Origin of the sequence: Pseudoalteromonas sp. Z1A6, from assembly GCF_011378745.1 — a bacterium.
In the GTDB taxonomy this organism is placed as follows: Bacteria; Pseudomonadota; Gammaproteobacteria; order Enterobacterales; family Alteromonadaceae; genus Pseudoalteromonas; species Pseudoalteromonas arctica.
Genome location: NZ_WTKW01000688.1, coordinates 1 through 629, shown reverse-complemented (window position 1 = coordinate 629; position 629 = coordinate 1). Strand labels below are relative to the sequence as shown.

At 35.1% G+C, this 629-nt stretch carries 1 protein-coding gene; it reads right to left on the bottom strand.

Features of this window, described 5'->3' with window-relative positions; all coding sequences use genetic code 11:
• Positions 1–64 precede the first annotated feature (64 nt).
• A complete protein-coding gene (locus GQR46_RS20350) occupies positions 65–481 on the bottom strand; it encodes an MgtC/SapB family protein (RefSeq protein WP_024590122.1) in 417 nt (138 codons plus the stop codon).
• Positions 482–629: the final 148 nt, after the last annotated feature.

The following is a 629-nucleotide window of genomic DNA, read 5'->3' as shown; positions in this document are numbered from 1 at the left end:
TAATAAGTTTTGGCTATTCAAATAATGCATTGGAATTTTGCTGCAATACTTATTAAAAAAACTGTTACTTAAACTTTTTTACATACCTAAGCGTTATAAAATTAATAATGGCAAGTAAAATGGCTATTTCGTAACGGCTGTACGCTACAGCTATACCAATTAAGCCCATATTCCAAATACTGGCTGCGGTTGCTGTGCCGGAGGTTGATTTGTTATTTTTCAAAATTGCGCCACCGCCAATAAAACCAATACCAGTAATGATGCCTTGCAACATTTTTGATTGAGCTTCTGCGCCATCTAAAACCGACATAGCAATTAATGCATACCCACACGATGCAACAGCAACAAGAGGAAAGGTACGAAGGCCTGCGCCATCATTACTACGCTCTCTGTCGTAAGCCATGGGTAGTGCAAGTAGGTATGCAATACCTAAGTGTATTAAGTTATCGATGATTTCATTCCACTGTAAATCAATTTCCATTATTGAGCCTGTGCTGGTTAACTTTGTTAATAATAAGCAAACAGCAAGCCATAGAATAAATGACTATTAATCAATTAGTTATTGTTAATACCTGTATTTAACAAGAATTATTGAGGAAACTTTTACATGTTTTTATTACTATTTTACG